The 20,373-nt window shown below is 74.2% G+C and carries 22 protein-coding genes; 12 read left to right on the top strand and 10 right to left on the bottom strand.

The features are described 5' to 3' along the window. Nucleotides 1–12 precede the first annotated feature (12 nt). On the bottom strand, nt 13–480 hold the full coding sequence (locus ACN28A_RS31180; RefSeq protein WP_421401349.1) for an HNH endonuclease: 468 nt from the start codon (nt 478–480) through the stop codon (nt 13–15). Nucleotides 481–562: 82 nt separating this feature from the next. Here ACN28A_RS31180 and ACN28A_RS31175 point away from each other — a divergent pair, with 82 nt between their 5' ends. Both ACN28A_RS31175 and ACN28A_RS31170 read left to right on the top strand, forming a co-directional pair. Continuing rightward, nucleotides 563–1,558, top strand: coding sequence for a tyrosine-type recombinase/integrase (locus ACN28A_RS31175; protein ID WP_421401347.1), 996 nt, complete (start codon nt 563–565; stop codon nt 1,556–1,558). 32 nt (nt 1,559–1,590) lie between these two features. After that, nucleotides 1,591–2,367 (top strand): class I SAM-dependent methyltransferase, encoded by a 777-nt coding sequence (locus tag ACN28A_RS31170; protein WP_421401344.1) that lies wholly within the window; start codon nt 1,591–1,593, stop codon nt 2,365–2,367. Nucleotides 2,368–2,432: 65 nt separating this feature from the next. Here ACN28A_RS31170 and ACN28A_RS31165 read toward each other — a convergent pair whose 3' ends face one another. Together ACN28A_RS31165 and ACN28A_RS31160 are read right to left on the bottom strand one after the other, a co-directional pair. Continuing rightward, nucleotides 2,433–3,524, bottom strand: coding sequence for an epoxide hydrolase family protein (locus ACN28A_RS31165; protein WP_421401342.1), 1,092 nt, complete (start codon nt 3,522–3,524; stop codon nt 2,433–2,435). Between the two features lie 112 nt (nt 3,525–3,636). Beyond that, nucleotides 3,637–4,143 (bottom strand): deaminase, encoded by a 507-nt coding sequence (locus tag ACN28A_RS31160; RefSeq protein WP_421401340.1) that lies wholly within the window; start codon nt 4,141–4,143, stop codon nt 3,637–3,639. 225 nt (nt 4,144–4,368) lie between these two features. Between ACN28A_RS31160 and ACN28A_RS31155 the strand changes: the two genes are divergently transcribed. Genes ACN28A_RS31155 through ACN28A_RS31140 form a run of 4 tightly spaced genes read left to right on the top strand, consistent with a single transcriptional unit; the run spans nt 4,369 to nt 6,852 of the window. Further along, nucleotides 4,369–5,592 (top strand): sensor histidine kinase, encoded by a 1,224-nt coding sequence (locus tag ACN28A_RS31155; protein WP_421401337.1) that lies wholly within the window; start codon nt 4,369–4,371, stop codon nt 5,590–5,592. After that, on the top strand, nt 5,589–6,248 hold the full coding sequence (locus ACN28A_RS31150; protein ID WP_421401335.1) for a response regulator: 660 nt from the start codon (nt 5,589–5,591) through the stop codon (nt 6,246–6,248). The genes ACN28A_RS31155 and ACN28A_RS31150 overlap by 4 nt, the downstream gene beginning before the upstream one ends. Before the next feature lie 38 nt (nt 6,249–6,286). Next, nucleotides 6,287–6,538 (top strand): hypothetical protein, encoded by a 252-nt coding sequence (locus tag ACN28A_RS31145; protein ID WP_278061651.1) that lies wholly within the window; start codon nt 6,287–6,289, stop codon nt 6,536–6,538. Further along, nucleotides 6,535–6,852: a type II toxin-antitoxin system PemK/MazF family toxin gene (locus ACN28A_RS31140; RefSeq protein ID WP_278061650.1), complete on the top strand. Its 318-nt coding sequence runs from the start codon at nt 6,535–6,537 to the stop codon at nt 6,850–6,852. The genes ACN28A_RS31145 and ACN28A_RS31140 overlap by 4 nt, the downstream gene beginning before the upstream one ends. A gap of 41 nt (nt 6,853–6,893) precedes the next feature. Here ACN28A_RS31140 and ACN28A_RS31135 read toward each other — a convergent pair whose 3' ends face one another. Next, entirely contained in the window at nt 6,894–7,397 is a 504-nt protein-coding gene (locus ACN28A_RS31135) for a MarR family winged helix-turn-helix transcriptional regulator (RefSeq protein WP_421401333.1), read from the bottom strand. Between the two features lie 69 nt (nt 7,398–7,466). Here ACN28A_RS31135 and ACN28A_RS31130 point away from each other — a divergent pair, with 69 nt between their 5' ends. The 4 genes from ACN28A_RS31130 (at nt 7,467) to ACN28A_RS31115 (ending at nt 11,132) form a co-directional block, all read left to right on the top strand. Beyond that, on the top strand, nt 7,467–8,792 hold the full coding sequence (locus ACN28A_RS31130) for an MFS transporter (RefSeq protein ID WP_421401331.1): 1,326 nt from the start codon (nt 7,467–7,469) through the stop codon (nt 8,790–8,792). Between the two features lie 137 nt (nt 8,793–8,929). Further along, nucleotides 8,930–9,469 carry a GNAT family N-acetyltransferase gene (locus ACN28A_RS31125; protein ID WP_421404726.1) on the top strand — a complete coding sequence of 180 codons (540 nt, stop codon included), beginning with the start codon at nt 8,930–8,932 and terminating at the stop codon, nt 9,467–9,469. A gap of 94 nt (nt 9,470–9,563) precedes the next feature. Beyond that, a complete protein-coding gene (locus ACN28A_RS31120; protein ID WP_278061647.1) occupies nt 9,564–9,989 on the top strand; it encodes an Hsp20/alpha crystallin family protein in 426 nt (141 codons plus the stop codon). Between the two features lie 150 nt (nt 9,990–10,139). Beyond that, complete coding sequence (locus ACN28A_RS31115) at nt 10,140–11,132, top strand: tyrosine-type recombinase/integrase (RefSeq protein ID WP_421401328.1); 993 nt, start codon at nt 10,140–10,142, stop codon at nt 11,130–11,132. 56 nt (nt 11,133–11,188) lie between these two features. Here the strand turns inward: ACN28A_RS31115 and ACN28A_RS31110 are convergent, their stop codons facing one another. Continuing rightward, on the bottom strand, nt 11,189–12,889 hold the full coding sequence (locus ACN28A_RS31110) for an acyl-CoA dehydrogenase family protein (protein ID WP_421401325.1): 1,701 nt from the start codon (nt 12,887–12,889) through the stop codon (nt 11,189–11,191). 245 nt (nt 12,890–13,134) lie between these two features. Between ACN28A_RS31110 and ACN28A_RS31105 the strand changes: the two genes are divergently transcribed. Beyond that, nucleotides 13,135–13,593 (top strand): hypothetical protein, encoded by a 459-nt coding sequence (locus tag ACN28A_RS31105; RefSeq protein WP_421401323.1) that lies wholly within the window; start codon nt 13,135–13,137, stop codon nt 13,591–13,593. Between the two features lie 51 nt (nt 13,594–13,644). On the opposite strand, the gene ACN28A_RS31100 is transcribed toward ACN28A_RS31105, so the two are convergent. From ACN28A_RS31100 to ACN28A_RS31085, 4 genes are all read right to left on the bottom strand, one after another. Continuing rightward, entirely contained in the window at nt 13,645–14,256 is a 612-nt protein-coding gene (locus ACN28A_RS31100) for a thymidine kinase (RefSeq protein ID WP_421404725.1), read from the bottom strand. A 245-nt stretch (nt 14,257–14,501) separates the two neighbouring features. Further along, nucleotides 14,502–14,873, bottom strand: a complete 372-nt coding sequence (locus ACN28A_RS31095) for a hypothetical protein (protein WP_421401321.1) — start codon at nt 14,871–14,873, stop codon at nt 14,502–14,504. A gap of 134 nt (nt 14,874–15,007) precedes the next feature. After that, nucleotides 15,008–16,384: an MFS transporter gene (locus ACN28A_RS31090; protein ID WP_421401318.1), complete on the bottom strand. Its 1,377-nt coding sequence runs from the start codon at nt 16,382–16,384 to the stop codon at nt 15,008–15,010. Nucleotides 16,385–16,427: 43 nt separating this feature from the next. Then, nucleotides 16,428–17,201, bottom strand: a complete 774-nt coding sequence (locus ACN28A_RS31085; RefSeq protein WP_421401316.1) for a glycerophosphodiester phosphodiesterase family protein — start codon at nt 17,199–17,201, stop codon at nt 16,428–16,430. Between the two features lie 130 nt (nt 17,202–17,331). Here ACN28A_RS31085 and ACN28A_RS31080 point away from each other — a divergent pair, with 130 nt between their 5' ends. Further along, nucleotides 17,332–18,690 (top strand): Hsp70 family protein, encoded by a 1,359-nt coding sequence (locus tag ACN28A_RS31080; protein ID WP_421401313.1) that lies wholly within the window; start codon nt 17,332–17,334, stop codon nt 18,688–18,690. Nucleotides 18,691–18,814: 124 nt separating this feature from the next. On the opposite strand, the gene gndA is transcribed toward ACN28A_RS31080, so the two are convergent. Beyond that, on the bottom strand, nt 18,815–20,281 hold the full coding sequence (gene gndA / locus ACN28A_RS31075; protein WP_421401311.1) for an NADP-dependent phosphogluconate dehydrogenase: 1,467 nt from the start codon (nt 20,279–20,281) through the stop codon (nt 18,815–18,817). Nucleotides 20,282–20,373 lie beyond the last annotated feature (92 nt).

Genomic DNA, 20,373 nt, shown 5'->3' with positions numbered 1-20,373 from the left:
GCCCGGCGGAGGTCAGTCCGTTGCCCGGCCGTACCAGGCGCGGCCCTCGGCAACCTGGCGGGCCTGCCGCGCACGCCACCGCCGCTGCGCGTCGCTGTTGCATCGTCGGCAGACCTTGCGGTAGCGGCCGGTGCGGGTGTCGATCTCCCGGTCGTGCCCGTTCCGGCACCGGGGTTGCTGCCTGCGGTCGCGACAGTTCTCGGCATGGCTGAGCTGACGCAGGTGCGTCGGTTCGATGCAGTCCGGCACACCGCAGACGTGGTCGACCTCCAACCCCGGGTCGTAGTCGCCGACGAAGACGACGTACGCGGCGATGTGCGCCCACGCCCGGCCGGCCACCTTCTGCGGCACGCCCCGCCGGCTACCGTAGCCGCGTACGACGAGGCAGCCGCCCTCGGTGCGTGTCGAGCGGTCCAACAGGTACGCCCGGAGCGTTTCCGCGGTGAAGTGTCGGGACAGGCCCCGGACCTGGGAGAGCACGTCGGGGAGGATAACGGGCACCGCCGACGCTGTCGGGCGCGCCTCGACCCGCACCCGCCTACCAGCTGGGAGTCTTCCTCGCATGCCGTCTTCCGAGATCGCGCCCCGCCGGTCGGGTGGGACGGTGCCGGCGGCCGCGGGGTCCGCCGACTTCACCGAGGCATGGCTGGACAACCGGCGGCTGTCCGCGCACACCCGCGAGGCGTACCGGCGGGACGTCGCGGGCTGGCTGGGTTGGTGCCGGAACCGGGACCTCGACCCGCTGCGGGCCACGTTCCTCGACGTCAACGCGTACGCCCGCGAACTGGAGGCGACGCTGGGGCTGCGCAGTGGTCGTCCGCTCACCCCGAGTACCGTCGCCCGTCGGCTCTCCGCCCTGTCGAGCTGGTACGACTTCCTGGTCAGATTGGACGCCGTCGACGCCAATCCGGTGGCCGGCGCCGACCGTCCCCGGGTCGACCGGGACCACTCCGCCACCGTCGGCCTGACCGCCGACGAGGTCGACGCGCTGCTGGCGGCGGCCGAGGCCGACACCGGGCCGACCGCCGTCCGGAACCGGGCCACGATCGCGCTGCTGGCCGACCTGGGGCTGCGGGTCGGCGAGTTGATCTCGTTGGACCTGACTGATCTGGGTACCGAGCGTGGGCATCGCAGCGTCCGCTTCGTCGGCAAGGGCGGCAAGATCCGTCGTCGCGCTCTCACCCCGGGCACGGCGTACGCGGTGGACGCCTACCTGGCCGTCCGGGCCGCCGCCCAGCGGTGCACCGTGCCGGAGTTGAGCGGTCCACTACTGGTCACCGCGACGGGCGCCCGGCTGGACCGGAACTCGGTGTTCCGGCTGGTCCGCCGGCTGGCCCGGGTGGCCGGCATCCCCGCGTGGGCGCGGCTGTCGCCGCACTCGCTGCGGCACGCCTTCGCCACCACCGCCCGGGCCGAGGGGGTGTCCCTGGAGGACGTGCAGGACGCGATGGGGCACGCCGATCCGCGCACCACCCGCCGGTACGACCGGGACCGGCACAACCTCGACCGCGATCCCGCGTACGCGATCTGGGCGGCCCGGGCCCGCCGGCGCCGCTGAGGCCGCCGGGACCGACGCAGTAGGTTGATCACATGGAACAGGACCGACTCCGGTACGCGTCGTCGTTCGGTGCGGCCGCGACCGCGTACGCCGAGCACCGCCCGGACTACGCGCAGGCCGCGGTGCGCTGGGCGCTGGAGCCCGCGCCCGGTCGCCGGGTGCTCGACCTGGGTGCCGGAACCGGCAAGCTCGCCGCCACGGCGCTCGCGGTGGGTGCCGAGGTCACCGCGGTCGAGCCGGACCCGGCGATGCTCGCCGAGCTGCGCCGGGTGCTGCCGGACGTCCGCGCCCTGCCGGGCAGTGCCGAGGCGATCCCGCTGCCGGACGGGTCCGTCGACGCCGTGGTCGCCGGCAATGCCATGCACTGGTTCGAGATGGCCGTCGCCGGCCCCGAGATCGCCAGGGTGCTGGCGCCCGGCGGCATCCTGGCCGGGCTGTGGAACGTGCTGGACGACCGGGTCGACTGGGTCGCCGAGCTGGCCCGGGTCGGCGGCAGCGCGGCCATCGGTCCGCGTGACACGCCGGCCAGCTGGCGTGCCGAGACGGCCGGCATGCACCTGCCCGGGACGGGCGGGCCGGCCCGGTTCGGCTCACCGGAGCAGACCGGGTTCCCGCACGGGCAGCGCCGTACCGCGGACTCGCTCGTCGCGACCCTTGCCACCCGGGCGGGGCTGCTGGTCCTGCCGGAACGGCAGCGGACCGCCACGCTCGACCGGATCCGCGGCTTCCTGGCGGGTACGCCGGAGACCGCGGCCGGTGAGTTCACCCTCCCGATGCTCACCTGTGTGCTGCGCGTCCGGCGGATCTGAACGGGGCCGGCCCGGCGGGCGCCACCCGCCGACCGGGCTCGGCGGAACGGTTCGCGGACGGCCGTCTACCGGTGGTCCGGGATCCGGGTGAGGAAGAACTTCCGGACGTCCTCGGCGAGCAGGTCCGGCACCTCCATCGCGGCGAAGTGGCCGCCCCGGTCGAACTCCGACCAGTGCCGGATGTCGTAGAGCCGCTCGGCCAGCGGCCGGACCGGCTGGGTGATGTCGTGGGCGAAGACCGCGACGCCGACCGGTACCGGGCACGGTTGGAGCCGGCGGGGTGTCTCGCGGTGCAGTCGGGCCGCGGAGGCGGCGGTGGCGGTGAGCCAGTACAGCGAGATGTCGGTGAGCATCCGGTCGTCGCTGACCGGGGTACGCGGGTCCGTCCACTGCGCGAAACGCTCGGCGATCCAGGCCAGTTGGCCGACCGGCGAGTCGGTGAGCGCGTAGCCGACGGTCTGCGGGGTGCTGGCCTGTAGGGCCTGGTACGGCGGACGGTTCGCTATCAGCTGCCTGATCTTGTCCAGCCGGGCCTCGTCGGTCTCGGACAGGGCGATGTCGGCGTCCGGGAGCGGCCGGGTCGGCAGGTAGTTGACGTGCACTCCGACGACCCGCTCGGGTGCCACCGCACCGAGCGCGGTGGAGATGCCCGACCCGAAGTCGCCACCCTGCGCTCCGTACCGCTGGTAGCCGAGCCGGCGCATCAGCTCGGCCCAGGCCCGCGCGATCCGGACGATGTCCCAGCCGCGTTCGTGGGTCGGTCCGGAGAAGCCGTATCCCGGGATGGACGGGATCACCAGGTGGAAGTCGCGGGACAGCGGTTCGATCACGTCGAGGAACTCCAGGAACGAACCGGGCCAGCCGTGGGTGAGGACCAGCGCGAGCGCGTCCGGCTCCGGGGAACGGACGTGGACGAAGTGGATGTTCTGGCCGTCGATCTCGGTGCTGAAGTGCGGAAGTGTGTTGAGTTCTGCCTCGTGCTCGCGCCAGTCGTAGCCGGTGCGCCAGTACTCGGCGAGTTCCTTGAGCCGGGCCAACGGGAAGCCGTAGTCCCATCCGGCGTCGGTCACCTCGTTCGGCCAGCGGGTGCGGGCGAGCCGGTCGGCCAGGTCGTCGAGGTCGGTCTGCGGGACGTGGATGTGGAACGGCTTGATCATGGTTGCGCTACTCCCGGAGGACGGTCTACCAGCAGAGAACGTTAGAGCTACTAACGTTTGACCTCCGAACGATAGCACGGTCGTTAGTGCAACCAACGATTTGGCGGGTTCCTCACCCGGCGGCGCCGGTGCCCCGGGCACGGTAGGCCGGCGCGAGGACGTGCCCGTTCACCGCGGTCACCAGGTGACCCAGCTCGCCGATCTCGACCACGGCCACCCCGGCACCGCGCAGGGTCTCCACACCGTCGCAGTCGGCGAAGAGCAGCGGCTCCCGCAGGGCCAGCACCACCCGCCCGATACCGGCGTCGAGCAGCAGCTCGGTGCAGGGGTCCGGCCGTGACCTGCGGACGGTGCAGGGCTCCATCGAGGTGTAGATCGTCGCCCGGTTCAGCTCCGGTCCGGTGCGGCCGGACAGCTTCGCCAGGGCGGCCTCCTCCGCGTGGTAGTGCGGATCGGTCTCGCCGGTGTACCCGGTGGCCAGCGCGGTCCCGTGCCGGTCGACGATTATCGCGCCGACGGCGTAGTGGTGCTGCGACGGCGGCGAGAGCCGGGACAGCGCGATGGCCGACCTCAACCATCGCCGGTCCTGTTCGGTGCCGCCGTCCATACCCCGCCCCATCGCCCGCCCCGGGCCACTCCGCCGCCAGCCACCTCCGCCCTCCGTACGCTACGGCTCCGCTGACCCGGACAGGCCGAGCGGTACGCCGTCGAGCCGGTCGGCGGGCTCGGCCAGCTCGACCGCGCACCTCCGGCCGGTGCGTCGGGTCCGTGGACCGCCACCAGCCTGCGGTACTACGCCCGTGGACCGATGCCGGCCGGGTCGTCCGGTGGCTAGTCTCGCCGCGTGGACGCCACCGCACACCTGCTCCGGCCACCGCTGCGGCACCGCCTGCCGAGGGCGGTGCGCACGACCCTGGTCTGCTCCGCGCTCGTCGCCTTCCCTCTCGTACTGGCACTCACCGTGACGGTCGTCTCCGGCGGTCCCCAACGCTTCTACAGCGTGCTGGACACCGTCCCCCGGTACGCGCTGCCGGCGTTGGCCTTGGCACTGCCGGCCGTCGTGCTGCGCCGGGCACCACTGGTCACCCTGGCACTGATGCTGCTCGGCTCGGTGACGATGACGCTGGCGATCCACTCGCACCCGGACTACCTGAGCGACCAGCGGTACCTGCAACTGCTGGCGGTCGACCTGGTCGTCGGGTTCGTCGCGGCGACCAGGCCGCGCCGGGGATCGGTGACCGTGGCGGTGCTGACCCTCTGCGTCCAGATCGCCGTCGGCTACCTCCGGCCGGTCGACGACAGCCCGGTGTTCCAACCGGAGATCCCGCTGCTGGCGATGCTGGCCGCCTGGATGATCGGGAACTCGGTCCGGGCCCGGCGGCGGTACGCCGAGGCGCTGCGGACCCAGGCCACCGCCCAGGCGGTCACCGCCGAACGGCTGCGGATCGCCCGTGAACTGCACGACATGGTGGCGCACAGCATCGGCATCATCGCCATCCAGGCCGGGGTGGGCAGCCGGGTGATCCACTCGCAGCCCGCCGAGGCCGGTGCCGCGCTGTCGGCGATCGAGACGACCAGCCGGGAGACCCTGGCCGGGCTGCGCCGGGTACTCGGCCGGCTGCGCCAGGCCGACCCGGCCGAGCCGGCGTCCCGGGAACCGGCGCCCGGACTCGCCGACCTCGACCGGCTGGCGACGGGAACGGCGGAGGCCGGGGTACGGGTCGAGGTGTGCCGGCGCGGGAAGCCACGCCCGCTGCCCGCCGAGATCGAGCTGTCGGCGTACCGGATCGTGCAGGAGGCATTGACGAACGTGGTCCGGCACGCCGGTGTGCCGGACTGCCGGGTCACCCTCGACTACCGGGCCGACGACCTCCTCGTCGAGGTGGTGGACGAGGGGCGGGGCGGGCCGGTCGCCGCGAGCGGGTACGGGATCACCGGGATGCGGGAGCGGATCGCGCTGCTGCACGGCGACTTCGAGGCCGGCCCGGGCGCCGGTGGTGGTTTCCGGGTGGTGGCCCGGTTACCGCTGCCGGAGGCCGGCGCCTCGACCTCCGGGGTGCCGGGATGAGCGTCCGGGTGGTACTCGCCGACGACCAGCCGCTGGTCCGGTCGGGTCTGCGGGTGCTGATGGCGGACAGCGGCGACCTGACCGTGGTCGGCGAGGCGGGCACCGGCGCCGAGGCGGTCGAGCTGGCCCGGGACGTCCGGCCGGACGTGGTGCTGATGGACATCCGGATGCCCGGCATGGACGGGATCGAGGCGACCCGGCAGATCGTCGCCGCCGGCGGGCCGACCCGGGTGCTGGTGTTGACCACCTTCGACGAGGACGAGCACGTCTACGGGGCACTGCGGGCCGGTGCCAGCGGGTTCCTGGTCAAGGACATGGCGGTGGACGACATCCTCGGGGCGATCCGGGTGGTCGCCGCCGGTGACGCGCTCATCGCACCGGCCGTGACCCGCCGGTTGATCGGGGACTTCGTCGGGGCCGGCGCGCGGGCCGCCCGCCCGGTACGCCCGGTGGCCGGCATCACCGAGCGGGAGCGGGAGGTGCTGGTGCTGATCGGGCAGGGCCGGTCGAACAGCGAGATCGCCGACGAGCTGTTCATCACGATGGCGACCACCAAGTCGCACGTGGCCCGGCTGCTGACCAAGCTCGGCGCCCGGGACCGGGTCCAGCTCGTGATCATCGCGTACGAGTCGGGGCTGGTGGCGCCGGCCCGCTGACCGGCGTGTCGCGGCACCCGGGCGTACCATCGGCGGTTATGGCGGACAAGGTCACGCTGAGCCTGGACCCGGACACTCTGGCCCGGGCCCGTGCCGCGGCGGAGCGGGACGGGCTGGCCCTGGCGGCCTGGGTCGACCGTGCGGTCCGCCGGGAGGCGCTGCGCGCCGCCGCCCGGGAGCACGAGGCGTGGCTCGCGGCCCATCCGGAGGTACGCGACGAGCTCGACGCCTTCGACCGGTACGCCGACCGGGTCGACGCGGGCTGGTCCGACCTGGCCGGCGCCGCGTGAACCGGGGCGAGATCTGGACCGTCGGCGACCGTACCCAGCAGGCGAGGCACCGGGTCGTGGTGCTCTCCGGCGAGGGGCACAACGACCGGCCGTCCGCCGCACCGTACTGCGCCCCGATCGTCCGGCAGCGCGGCAGCAGTGATCTGCCGCCGTTCGCGGTGCCGTTGGCCGAGACGGATCCGGTCGCCGGGGTCGTGGTGGTCAACCGGTTGCGCCGGATTCCGTCCTCGGTCGCGGTGGAGCGGGTCGGGATGGCGACCGGGGCGAGCATGTCCCGGATCAACGAGGCGCTGCGGGACCTGTTCGAACTCTGAGGCGCCGCGTGGACGGGTGGCCGGCGGCGTGCCCGGCCCGGTCAGGACGCCGGGGGTCGCTCGGCGGCGAGCATGACCCGGCGCAGCAGGTCGGACAGGGTGCGCCGCTCGTCGGCGGTGAGCGTGCCGAGCAGCCTGTACTCCTCGTGGCCGAGGATGTCCATCGCGCCGAGCCAGGCGGCCCGGCCCTGCTCGGTCAGCTCGATGTCGACCCGGCGGCGGTCTGCCTGTGACGGTGTCCGCCGGACGTAGCCGCGGGCGACCAGCGCGTCGATCCGGGCGGTGACCGAGGGCGGCGCCAGGCTGAGGTCGTCGGCGAGTTCGGAGGGGACGGCCCGGCCGTGCCGGCCGGCGAGCGCGTGCAGGGTGTCGAACTCGGAGCGCTGGAGGTCGAAGTCGACAAGTGACTTCTCCCGGACCCGGCGCAGGTGGCTGGCCAGGAGTTTCGCCCGGGTGACCGCGCCTTCCACGTCCGGGTCGAGGTCGGGGAGCACGGGTAGCCAGCGGGCGACGTGTCCGTCGGTCCAGTCCTCCTGGTGCGTCACGTCGACGATCCTACGTCGAAGCGGAATTATTCGTTGACGAACAGTTCGGCTTCGAAATAACCTCTTCCCGTGCCGCATCCCCTCCGGGTCCCCGCCTTCCAGTTGCTCTTCGTCGGCCGTACGCTCTCCGCGCTCGGTGACGCCGTCGTGCCGGCCGCGCTCGCCCTCGCCGTACTGCGGGCCACCGGTTCGGGCTCCGCGCTGGCCCTGGTGCTCGGTTGCGCGATGGTGCCGAAACTGCTGCTGCTGCCGCTCGGCGGAGTGGCCGCCGACCGGTTCGACCCGCGGGTGGTGGCGCTCGGCGCGGACCTGCTCCGCTGCGTCGTGCAGCTCTTCGTCGGGATCGAACTGCTCGGTGGCGATCCGAGCCTGCTGCCCATCGCCGTCGCCTCGGCCGTCGGCGGGGTGGCGTCCGCCTTCGCGATGCCGACCACCTCGCCGCTGGTCGCCGGAGTCGTCGACGCGGCGGGCCGGCAGCGGGCCAACGCCGCACTGGGTGCCGCCCGCAGCGCCACCGGCCTGGCCGGACCGGCGCTGGCCGGCGTCCTGATCTGGGCCGCCGGCCCCGGCTGGGCGTTCGTGCTCGACGCCGCCAGCTTCGCGGTGAGCGCCGCACTGCTGGCCGTGCTCCGGGTACGCCGGATCGAGGTGGTCCGCCGTCCGCTCCTGGCCGACCTGCGGGAGGGCTGGTCCGAGGTCCGCTCCCGGGACTGGTACTGGAGCAGCCTGGTGGCGCACGCGGTCTGGAACGGGGTGGCGGCGATGCTGGCCACCCTCGGGCCGGTGGTCGCGGTGGCCCGGCTGGGCGGCGAGGGGGTCTGGGTGTTCGTGCTCCAGGCCGGTGCCGTCGGCCTGCTGGTCGGCTCCCTGCTGGCCGGGCGGGCCCGACTGCGCCGGCCGATCCTGGTGGCCAACCTCGGCCTGGCCACCTACGCACTGCCCCTGGTGCTGTTCGCGGTGGCCGCACCGGCCTGGACGGTGGTGCTGGGGTACGGCATCGCGCTGGCCGCCCTCGGCTTCCTCAACCCGGTCTGGGAGACCGTCGTCCAGGCGGAGATCCCGCCGCACGTGCTCGCCCGGGTCACCTCCTACGACTGGCTGCTCTCGCTCGCCGCGATGCCCCTCGGTTACGCGCTCGCGCCGCTCGCCGCCGATGCGTGGTCGCCGGCGGTGCCGCTGACGCTGGGGGCGGTCGCGGTCGCGGTGGCCTGTCTCGGCACCGCCGCGTTCCCCGGAGTACGCCGCCTCGGCAGCGACAGCGGCGGCGCCGGCGCCGGTAGCAGCGACGACGGCGGCGGCGAGCCTGTGGCAGGGTCGGAGCCTGTGGCAGGGTCGGAGGCCGTGCCGGGACCGCGGGCCGTCCCGCCGTCCGGACCGGTCGCCGCCGTCCGTTGACCACCACCGCCCACGAGCCGGCTCCGGCCGAGGGGACGAGAACGCCGGGACTCGGGACGGGAACGCGAGGACTGCCGAGCACCCGGGGACTGCCGAAAACCGCTGGACGTGGCGGCGAGACTGACCGGGTGGAAGAGATGCCGACCCGGGACTGGACGATCCGCGCCGAGCCCGTGCACAGCCCGGTGGCCGGTGCGCTGCTGCGGGACTACTACGCCGACATCGTCAGCCGCTACCACCGCCGGCCCGTCGACGACGCCGAACTCGACCGGGTGCTGGCCGAGGAGTCGAGTGACGACCTGGCGCCGCCGACCGGGCTGTTCATGGTCGGCTGGTACGAGGGGGCGCCGGCCGGCTGTGCCGGTGTGCGGCTGGCTGCCCTGCCGTACGCCGAGGTGACCCGGGTCTTCGTCCGGCCGGCCGCGCGACGGCGCGGGGGCGCGCTGCGGCTGCTCGCCGCGGTGGAGGAGGTGGCCGCGGCGCACGGGGCGACCACGATGCGCCTGGACACCCGGACCGACCTGGTGGAGGCGCGTGCGCTGTACGCCCGGTACGGCTACCGGGAGGTCCCGCCGTACACCGAGGACCCCTACGCCGACCACTGGTTCGAGAAACATCTGCCGGCGGCAGCGGGCGTGCGCGTCGACCCGGTCGACATGCCGTCGTCCCGGGGTTGACGGCGGGGCCGTCCGCGCGGTAATAAAGAAGAGAACTTGAGTCCCCATGACTCAACTTGAACCTTCGGCGTTGGAGAACCGAGGAGGATCGACGATGTTGATGCGTACCGACCCGTTCCGTGAGATCGACCGGATCGCCGAGCACTTCTTCGGCACCAGCAGCCGGCCGGCGGTCATGCACCTGGACGCCTACCGCGACGGCGACTACTTCTACGCCGCGTTCGACCTGCCCGGCGTCGACCCGGAGAGCATCGAGTGCACCGTGGAACGCAACGTGCTCACCGTCCGGGCCGAGCGGCGCCGGCCCACCGGCGACAAGGTCGAACTCGTCGCCGCGGAACGTCCGATGGGGGTCTTCACCCGCCAGCTCTTCCTGGGCGACACGCTCGACACCGAGAAGCTCGAAGCGGGCTACGAGGCAGGGGTGCTGACCCTGCGCATCCCGGTGGCCGAGCGCGCCAAGCCGCGCCGGGTCGAGGTGACCGTGAGCGGAGCCGGCCCCCGGCAGATCAAGTCCTGACGCACGATCCGCCACCCGTCCGACGCGCCCGGCCGCCCGACACGGGCGCGCCTCGGGCGGGTGGCGAGACTTATCCCGGTTTTTCCGAGAGTTGGAGATCTCCGGCGCGTCTGTCGGGACTCCGGTAACCGGTCTGAAAAACTCTCTCATGTGTCCCGATCCACCCTGGTTCGCCGGGCGGCGACCCGGCCGGCGCAGCTCTCCGCCCCGGCCGACTTCACCGAGGCCTGGCTGCGCAACCGCCGGTTGTCCGAGCACACCCGGGCCGCCTACCGGCGGGACATCGCCGGCTGGCTCGGCTGGTGCGCCCAGCGGGACCTCGACCCGCTCGGCGCCACCTTCCTGGACGTCAACAGCTACGCCCGGGAGCTGGAGTCCAGCGTCGACCCGCGCAGTGGCCGCCCACTCACCGCGGCCACCGTGGCCCGGAAGCTCTCCGCGCTGTCCAGTTGGTACACCTTCCTCGGCAAACTCGCGGCGGTACCGGCCAACCCCGTCTCCGGCGCCGACCGGCCCCGGGTCGACCGTGACCATTCCGGCACCGTCGGTCTGACCTCGGACGAGGTCGACGCACTGCTCGCCGCGGCCGAGGCCGACACCGGCCCCAACGCGCTGCGCAACCGGGTGGTGCTGGCGCTGCTCGCCGACCTCGGGCTCCGGGTCGGCGAACTGGTCTCGCTCGACCTCGCCGACCTGGGCCAGGAGCGCGGGCACCGCAGCGTCCGCTTCGTCGGCAAGGGCGGCCGGGCCCGCCGCCGCGCCCTGACCCCCGGTTCGGCGTACGCGGTGGACGCCTACCTGGCCGCCCGCGCGACCGGAGCCGACCGGCCGGTGGAGCAGTTGACCGGGGCGCTGCTGGTCACCGCCACCGGCAACCGGCTCGACCGGCACGCCGTGTTCCGGCTGGTCCGCCGGCTGGCCCGGGTGGCCGGCATCCCGGCCTGGGCGCGGCTGTCGCCGCACTCGCTGCGGCACGCCTTCGCCACCACCGCCCGGGCCGAGGGGGTGCCGCTGGAGGACGTGCAGGACGCGATGGGGCACGCCGACCCGCGCACCACCCGCCGGTACGACCGGGACCGGCACAACCTCGACCGCGATCCCGCGTACGCGATCTGGGCGGCCCGGGCCCGCCGCCGGGGCTGAACCGGGAACACCGTCGGCAGAGCAGGTCCGGTCAGCAGAGAGCAGAGCAGGTCCGGTCAGCAGAGCAGGTCCAGCTCGTGGTGCGCGTCCGCCGCGATGTCCGCACCACGCAGCCAGCGCCGCCCCCAGAGCCGGGCGGCCACCTCCGCCGTCTCGTCGCCGCCGGCCGCCTGCTCGACCAGCAGGGCGGTGGCCAGCGCGTACGCCATCCGCAGCGCCAGCCCGCGTGCCCCGGCGAGTACCGCGACCGACTCCGAGGTCACCTCGGCGAGCGAGTCGCGCAGGTCCGTGGTCGTGTCGGCGAGCGCGTCGGCCAGCGCCGGATGCAGCCGCCGGGCGGTGTCGGTGGCGGCGTCCAGCCGGGCCAGCAGCGGCGTACCGGCGTCGTCGCGCAGGACGGCCCGGAGCACGTCCAGGGCCAGCACGTTCGTGGTGCCCTCCCAGATCGGCAGCACCTGGGCGTCCCGCAGCAGCCGGGGGACACCGGTGTCCTCGACGTAGCCGGCGCCGCCGAAGCACTCGACGTACTCGCTGGCCGAGGAGACCGCCAGCCGTCCGGTGGCGAGTTTGGCCAGCGGCGCCACGATGCGCAGCTCGGTCTCGGCGGCCGGATCCGCACCCACCTCGACCCGGCCGAGCAGTGCGAACGCGTGCCCGGCCAGTACGAACGCCCCGGCGGCGTCCACCGCCAGGGTGCCCAGGGTGGCCCGGTGCAGGGGTGCGTCGATCAGGCGTCCGCCGGCCACCTGACGTGCCTCGGCGTACGCCCGGGCGTGGTCGAGTCCCCGGCGCATCCCGGCCGCCGCGGCGGCCGCGTTGTGCAGCCGGGTCACCACCACCAGGGTCATCGCCCGGCTCAGCCCCGGCCCGGCCGGGTCACCCAGCGGCCAGGCGTACGCGTCGTGCAGGCCGATCTCGGCGGTCGGCAGGGCCCGGGTACCGAGCTTGTCCTTCAGCCGGTGCACGGTGACCCCCGGCGCCGGCAGGTCCGGGTCGGCGCCCAGCCCGGAAAGCGGCGACCCGGCGGCGTAGCGGGGGACCAGGAACGGCACCAGCACCCGGCTGCCCCGGCCGGCGCCCTCCGGGCGGGCCAGCGCGACCGCCAGCTCGGCGTCGGCGGCCGAGCAGAACCACTTCTCGCCGGTGAGCCGCCACGAGCCGTCGGCGGCGGACCGGCCGACGGTGCTGGACCGGGCCAGGTCGGAGCCGCCCTGCGACTCGGTCATCCACTGCCCGCTGTGCACGACCCGGGCCGGTTCGGTGGCGGTCAGCCGGGGCAGCCAGGCGTCCCGGACGGCCGGGTCGACCTCGGGGCGGGCGAGCAGCGCGGCGGCGCCGTCGCTCATCGCCACCGGGCAGGAGAAGGTGGCCGACTCCGGGCCGTACAGGTGCAGCAGGGCGTGCTGGACGACCCGGGCCGCCGCTCCCCAGGTGCTCCGGGGCCGCGGCAGGTAGGGGAGCGCCACCACGGCGTGCCGGGCCGCCGCCGCGCGCTGCGCCTGCCAGCCGGCGGAGGTCTCGATCCGGTCGATCCGGTCCCCCCACGGGCCGTACCGGACCAGGGTCGGCGGGTGCGCCTCGGCGTCGGCGTGCGCGGCCCGCAGCAGCCCGGTGACGTCGGTGGCGAGCGCGGCCAGCCGGCCGGCGGCGGCGGCGTGCCCGTCCGGGCCGAGCTGGCGGTCCAGCCAGGACCGCAGCAGCCGGTCACCGGAGTACGGGTCGGCGGGTGGCGGAACCACCTGCACGTAACGCGGCATCTTCGTCGTCCTCGGGGGCGGGGGCCGACCGGTGCGTCGGCGGGGCTGGCGGACGGTCCCGACCGTAGACCACGACGGCCGGTCCCATCGAGCCCGTCCTGGCCGACCGGCTGGCGGCCCGGCCGATCCTGGCCGACCGGCTGGCGGGCCCGGCCGGAATTCGCAGGCCGGCCGGGAGCGCGCGGCGGGGGTCGGCAGCCGGGTTCGGCACCCGCCGGACGCGCCGGCTATCTACCGTCGGTGGCATGGGCTACGAGCTGCCCGGCGGACGCGGGGCTCGGCGACCCCGCCGGCTGCGGGGCGTGCTGTCGGTGGTCGCGGCCGGCCTCTTCGTCTGCTGCGTGGGCGCGGCCGGGCTGGGCGCCTGGAACTACCAGCACGTCCGGCAGTCCTCCGGGGCGGCCCGGGACGCCGCGGAGGCGTTCCTGCAGGACGTGACGAGCGGTGACCCGGGCGGCGCCTACGACCGGCTCTGCGGCGACACCCGGGAGCGGTGGAGCCGGGAGGACTTCGAGCGGCGGCTCTCCGTGCCGCCGACGATCAGCCGGTACGCCGTCGACGACGTCCGGATCGCCAGCGACCAGGGTCAGCTCCGGGCGACCGCGACGGTGCAGCTGACCCGGCGGTCCGGTGCGGTGGACCGCCGGGAGATGCCGTTGGTCAAGGACGGCGACGAGTGGCAGGTCTGCGGCGACCCGTTCTGAACATCTCCGGCACGGGCACCGGCGCGGACGGCGGGAGCACCGGCGCGGACCTCAGCGGTGCTGACCCAGATCGCCGGAGCGGAAGTGGCGCCGGCAGAGCACCTGGTAGCGCACCTCGGCCGCCTCGACGGTGTCGCCGATGACCACCTGCTCGCCCTGCCGTACCACCGTACCGTCGACCACCCGGGCGTTGAGCTGGCCCGGACGGCCACACCAGCAGAGCACCTCGACCTGGATCCGGGTCACCTCGTCGGCGAGTTCGAACAGCCGCTGCGCGGCCGGGAAGAGGCAGGACCGGAAGTCGCTGGCCAGGCCGAACGCGAAGACGTCGACGTCGTAGCAGTCGACCAGTTCGGCCATCTGTTCCACGTGCCGCACCGTGTAGAAGCACGCCTCGTCGCAGATCAGGTAGTCGAGCCGGTCACCCTCGGCCCACCGGCCCTTCACCAGGGCACAGAGATCGAGGTCTTCGGTGACCTCGATCGCCTCGTGCGCCAGCCCGATCCGGGTGGTGATCTGCGGGCCGAGGGACCTGTCGATCCTGGTCAGCACCAGTCCACGCCGGCCCTGCCGGGCGTGGTTGTAGTTCATCTGCAGGGCCATCGTCGACTTGCCACAGTCCATCGGACCCCAGAAGAACTTGAGGGCGGCGCCCTGACGCAACCGGCCGTCACCGGCGGCGAAGCACGCCTGCGCGAGCGCGGATCCGTCGCCGGTCGAGGGGGTGCGGCTGCTGCGGCTGTCGTCGGTCACGGTCGGGGAGCCTAGGCCACCAGGCGTTTCCGGTTCGACCCGCCGTGTCGTTGACCACTGTGTCGACCCGGCCCGCGACATCCGCCCCGACCGCGACACCCGGCGCGACGCGTGGCTGCCCGGCCCTGCGGCTCGGCCCGGCCCCGCCGGGCTGCTCAGCTCGGTCCGGGCTCGACGGCCGAAGGGCGGGTGGCGGTCCCGGTCCGCTCGTCGGCCGACAGTGCCGGGACAAGATGCCGCTCGACGAGGCTGCGCAGGTCGGCGACGAGCGCCTGGTCGTGTCGCACCAGGTCGCGCCAGCGCTGCTGCCAGTCGCCGGCCAGGGCGCGCTCCAGGGCCGGGTCGTCGGCCTGACGGGCGGCGAGGACCTCGGCGCGTACCTCGGTCAGCTCGGTGGCCACGTCGTCGGCCTCGGCCGGCCGGATCCGACGCCAGAACGCCACCACCTCGGCCCGGGCCGCCGGCCAACCGGCACCGGCCATCGCGCCGACCAGGGCCGTACCGGCCGTCGTCTCGATCGGCTCCATCGGCGTACCTCCCGCGCACACGACTTGCCCCGGGCCCCACCCTAGGACAGATCGGGCGCCCCGGAGGGTCACCGGCCGGGTACGCGCCGTCGGGAGCCGGGACCGGGCCGCGGCGGCGGTCGCCCGGCCGGCGGTCAGAGCCGTTCCGGCGGGGTGTTGCCGGCGGCCACGATCGCCCGGCGGATCGGCACCGACGCCAGCAGGACGAACCCGATCACGAAGAAGGCAAGCAGGGAGATGATCGCCACCCGGTAGCTCTCGGTCATCCCGTACGCCAGCCCGAACAGCAGCGGGCCGAGCCAGCTGGTGCCCTTGTCGGAGATCTCGTACAGCCCGAAGTACTCGGCCTCTTTGCCCTTCGGGATCAACTGGCTGAACAGCGACCGGCTCAGCGCCTGGCTGCCGCCGAGCACGATGCCGATGCCGCCGCCGAGCAACACGAACGGCAGCGCCTGGTTGGCCGGCAGCCGGAACGCGACAGCCAGCACCACCGTCCAGAGCACCAGGCTGATCAGAATCGTCTTCCAGGCGCCGATCCGCTTCGCCAGCGCACCCATGCCGAGCGCGCCGAAGAAGGCGAGGAACTGCACCATCAGGATTGTCGGCACCAGCACGTCGTCGGAGAGCTTCAGCTCCTCGGTGCCGTACACCGCCGACAGCGAGATCACCGTCTGGATGCCGTCGTTGTAGACCAGGTAGGCGACCAGGAAGAACAACGTCAGCGGGTACGCCTTGAGGCTGCGCAGGGTGTGCCAGAGCTGGCGGAACCCGTCGAGGAGCACCGGCCCCTGCGCCGGGCCGGCGACCGGCGGCCGGTTGCGCAGCCGGATCAGCGGGATCGTGGTGAACGCCGCCCACCAGACGCCCGCCGAGACCATGCTGTACCGGGCCACCTCGCCGGTGTCCATCCCGAGCGAGTCCTTGAACAGCACCGCCGCCACGTTTATCGCCAGCAGCAGGCCGCCGCCGATGTAGCCGATCGCCCAGCCGATGCTGGAGACGCTGTCCCGCTCCTCCGGCCCGGCGATCTGCGGCAGGAACGAGTAGTAGACGACGATGCTGGCCCCGTAGGAGATGTTGGCGACCAGGAACAGCCCGGCGCCGAGCAGGTAGCGGTCGCCGGTCAGGAACAGCAGCCCGATGGTGGCCGCCGAGCCGATGTAGGCGAAGAGGGCGAGCATCTCCTTCTTGCGCGGCGACCGGTCGGCGACCGCACCGACCAGCGGGAGTACGAAGACGGTCAGGAACACCGACAGCGACACCATGTACGGGAAGAGCGAGCCGGGTGCGATCTCGATGCCGAGCAGGCTGATCCGCTCGCCCCGGCACGGGTCGTCGGAGGCGCAGCCGGCGGCGGACTTCGCGATCGACGTCAGGTACGGGCCGAGGAAGACGGTGATCACCGTCGTGTTGAACGCCGAGTTCGCCCAGTCGTAGAAGTACCAGCCGACCCGCTCCTGCCGGGTGCTGGGTGGCGCGTCCGGCGCCGTCGCGGGGATCGTCTCGGCCATGTCGGTCCTCGTGTCAGGGGTCGGGCGGCCCGGTTCGGCCGACCTACCGATCGGCCGGCCAGTGGCCACGGCTCTGGTACGCCGCGCGCAGCACGTCGACGTGATCGGTCATGATGCCATCCACACCGAGGTCGAGTAACTCGTTCATTTCGGTGACATCGTCGATGGTCCAGACGTGCACCTGCAGGCCGAGCCGGTGCACGTGGTCGACGAACCGCCGGTCGACCACCCTGACCCCCCGGTAGCGGACCGGCACCTGGGCGGCGACCACCGTCGGCGGCAGCACCAGCCGCCGGTTGGCCAGCGAAGCGAGCCGCAGCCGGGCCACCCCGCGCAGCCCGAGTGAGGTGGCGATCCTCGGCCCGGCCAGCAGCCGCAGCCGGGCCAGCCGGGCGTCGCTGAACGAGGCGAGCAGCACCCGGTCGCCGGCAGCCGACCGCTCGACGGTACGCACGGTCGCCGCGACCGCCCCGTCGGCCTTCACGTCGATGTTGAACCGGATCTGCGGCCAGGCGCCGAGCACCTCGTCGAGCCGGGGCACCGCCGCCGCCCCGCCGACCCGGATTGTCTTCAGGTCCGCCCAGCGCAGCCCGGCGATCCGGCCGTGCTCGCCGGTCATCCGGTGCAGGGTCGCGTCGTGGAAGACCACCGGCACCTCGTCGAGGGTGGCGTGCACGTCGGTCTCGACGTACCGGTAGCCGAGGCCGACCGCCCGGGCGAACGCCTCGGCGGTGTTCTCGTCCCCGCGCGCGGCGCCGCCCCGGTGGGCGAACGCCAGCGGCGTCGGCGCGTCGAGGTAGGCGAAGTCCCGGACCACGGTGCGAGTATGCCCGCCCCGGTTGTCCGTCCGGTGACCGGTGGGCGGCGTTCTTCCCCGCCCGACGGGAACTCTTTGCGGGCGGCTTCGCCCGCCGGGCGGGACTGTCCCGCGCAGTAGGGTGCTGGCCATGCGGCTGCTCGCCATCGACTTCGGCACCTCCAACACCGTCGCCGTGGCCCGGGGCGCCGACGGCCGGGCCCGGCCGCTGCTCTTCGACGGCACGCCGCTGCTGCCGTCGGCGGTCTGCCTCGATCCGGCCGGCACGCCGCTGACCGGCCGGGACGCGGTCCGGGCGGCCCGGCTCGAACCGGCCCGGTTCGAGCCGGCACCGAAGCGCCGGATCGACGACGGATCCGTGCTGCTCGGCGACCGGGAGATGCCGGTGACCGAGCTGGTCGGCGCGGTGCTGCGGCGGGTCACGGTCGAGGCGTACCGGCAGCTCGGCGGGGTGGACGAGGTCCGGCTCACCCATCCGGCCCGGTGGGGCGGGCGCCGGCGCGGGATCCTGGTCGACGCGGCGCGGGCCGCCGGGTTGCCGCCGCCCCGGCTGGTCGCCGAGCCGGTCGCGGCCGCCGCCTACTATCCGGCGGTACCCGGCACGGCGGTGCCGCCCGGCCGGGCGCTGGCCGTCTACGACCTGGGCGGCGGCACCTTCGACGCCGCCGTGGTCCGCCGCGGCACCGCCGGCTTCGACGTGCTGGCCGAGTCGGGCCTGACCGACCTCGGCGGACTGGACTTCGACCAGGCGCTCGTCGAGCACCTCGGCCGGGGCTACGCCGGTGGCCGGACCGAGCTGTGGCAGGGCCTGCTCGGCCCGACCGACCCGGGGCGGCGCCGGGCCCGGGAGCTGCTCTACGACGACGTCCGGGCCGCCAAGGAGCTGCTCTCCCGGGCCGCCAGCGCCGACCTGCACCTGCCGGCGCTGGACCTGCGGGCACACCTGACCCGGGACGAGCTGGAGTCGCTGGTCCGCCGGCCGCTCCAGCAGACGGTCGGCTGCCTGGCCGACACGATCGCCGCGGCCCGGCTGGACCCGGCCGACCTGGTCGGGATCTTCCTGGTCGGCGGTTCCAGCCGCATTCCGCTGGCCGCCCGGCTGATCCACGCCGAGCTCGGCGTCGCGCCGACCACCCTGGAGCAGCCGGAGACGGTGGTCGCCGAGGGCGCCCTCCGGCTCGACGACCCGCCGTCGCCGCCCGGCACGCCGGCGCCGCCCCGGATCCGGGCGGTGGCGGCACAGGCCGCTCCGCCGCCCGCGCCGGTCGGGGCCGGTGCGGTACCGGCCCGGTCCGGCGGCGGCAGCACCCCGCTCCGGGCCGGTTCGGCTGCGCCGGTCCGGGCCAATCTGTCCGGGGCGGACCAGGCGGACCCGGCCGGCCGGTTCTGGACCGGCACGTCCGGGCTGGTCTGGACCGGGTCGCTGGCCCTGCTGGTGGTCGTCGCACTCGTCGTGCTGGTCACGGTCGTCGCCACCGGTCCCGGCTGACCTCGGCGCCTGGCCGGGACCACCGGGCCTGGCCGGGATCCGGCCGGGACCGGCGCCCCGGCCGAAGGTCAGGTCGGCGACCGGGAGCCGTCCGTGTTCCGGCCGGCCCCGGCCGCCGACCGGGTCAGGCCGGGGACTCCGCGCGGTCGCCGGCCCACCGGGTGTGGAAGGACCCCTCGGCGTCGACCCGCTGGTAGGTGTGCGCCCCGAAGTTGTCCCGCAGGCCCTGGATCAGTGCGGCCGGCAGCCGGTCCCGCCGCAGGCCGTCGTAGTAGGACAGCGAGGAGCCGAAGGCCGGGGCGGGCACGCCGGCCTGGGCGGCGTAGCTGACCACCCGCCGCCAGCTGGCGACGCTGTCCGCGACGCCCCGCACGAAGTACGGCGCCACCAGCAGCGTCGGCAGCTCCGGGTCGGCGTCGTACGCCTCCCGGATCCGGTTGAGGAACCTGGCCCGGATGATGCAGCCGCCCCGCCAGATGGTGGCCAGCGCCGCCGGGTCGATGTCCCAGCCGTACTCCTGGCTGCCGGCCCGGATCTGGTCGAAGCCCTGCGCGTACGCGACGATCTTCGACGCGTACAGCGCCTTGCGGACGTCCTCCACGAAGGCGTCCCGGTCGACGTCACCGGTCGGCGCCTCGCCACCCGCGTCCGCGTACGCCCGGGCCGCCGCCGCCCGCTGGTCGGCGTGCCCGGACAGCGACCGGGCGAACGTCGCCTCGGCGATCCCGGTGATCGGCACCCCCAGGTCGAGCGCGCTCTGCACCGTCCACCGGCCGGTGCCCTTCTGCTCGGCCCGGTCCTGCACGACGTCCACGAACGCCCTGCCGGTGCGGGCGTCGACGTGCCCGAGCACGTCGGCGGTGATCTCGATCAGGAACGACTCCAGGTCGCCCTCGTTCCAGCCGGCGAAGATCTTGCCGATCTCGGCCGGAGTGGCGTCGAGCCGCTCCCGGAGCAGGTCGTACGCCTCGGCGATGAGCTGCATGTCGGCGTACTCGATGCCGTTGTGCACCATCTTGACGAAGTGCCCGGCGCCGTCCGGCCCGACGTGGGCGCAGCACGGCACCCCGTCCACCTGGGCGGCGATCGACTCGAAGATCGGCCCGAGCTTCCGGTACGCCTCGACGGAACCGCCCGGCATGATGCTCGGCCCGAGCAGCGCCCCCTCCTCGCCGCCGGAGACGCCGGTGCCGACGAAGTGCAGCCCGTGTCCGCGCAGCGTCTCCTCCCGGCGCCGGGTGTCGGCGAAGTGCGCGTTGCCGGCGTCGATCACGATGTCGTCGGGTTCGAGCAGCGGGACCAGCTCGTCGATGACGGCGTCGGTGGGTGCGCCCGCCTTCACCATCACGATGACGGCGCGGGGCCGCTCCAGGGAGGCGACGAAGTCGGCGAGCGACTCGCTCGGCACGAACGTCCCCTCGTCACCGTGCTCGGCGACCAGGCTCCGGGTCCGCTCCGGCGACCGGTTGTGCACCGCCACCCGGTGACCGTGCCGGGCCAGGTTGCGGGCCAGGTTGCGACCCATCACCGCGAGCCCGGTCACCCCGATCTGGGCCGTGGCGCGGGTGCCACCACTCGTCGTCTCCGCCATCTGTCGCTCACTTCCGTCTGGGCCTTGCGAAAAGCCTCGGCCAGTTGCCAGTTCCGTGCCGGCGTCGGAGGAGCGCACGGACCGGCACAGCA

This window comes from Plantactinospora sp. WMMB782, assembly GCF_049179135.1.
Taxonomy (GTDB): domain Bacteria; phylum Actinomycetota; class Actinomycetes; order Mycobacteriales; family Micromonosporaceae; genus Plantactinospora.
Note: the sequence above shows the minus strand (reverse complement) of the source record. Positions and strands in the feature narration are given on the sequence as shown.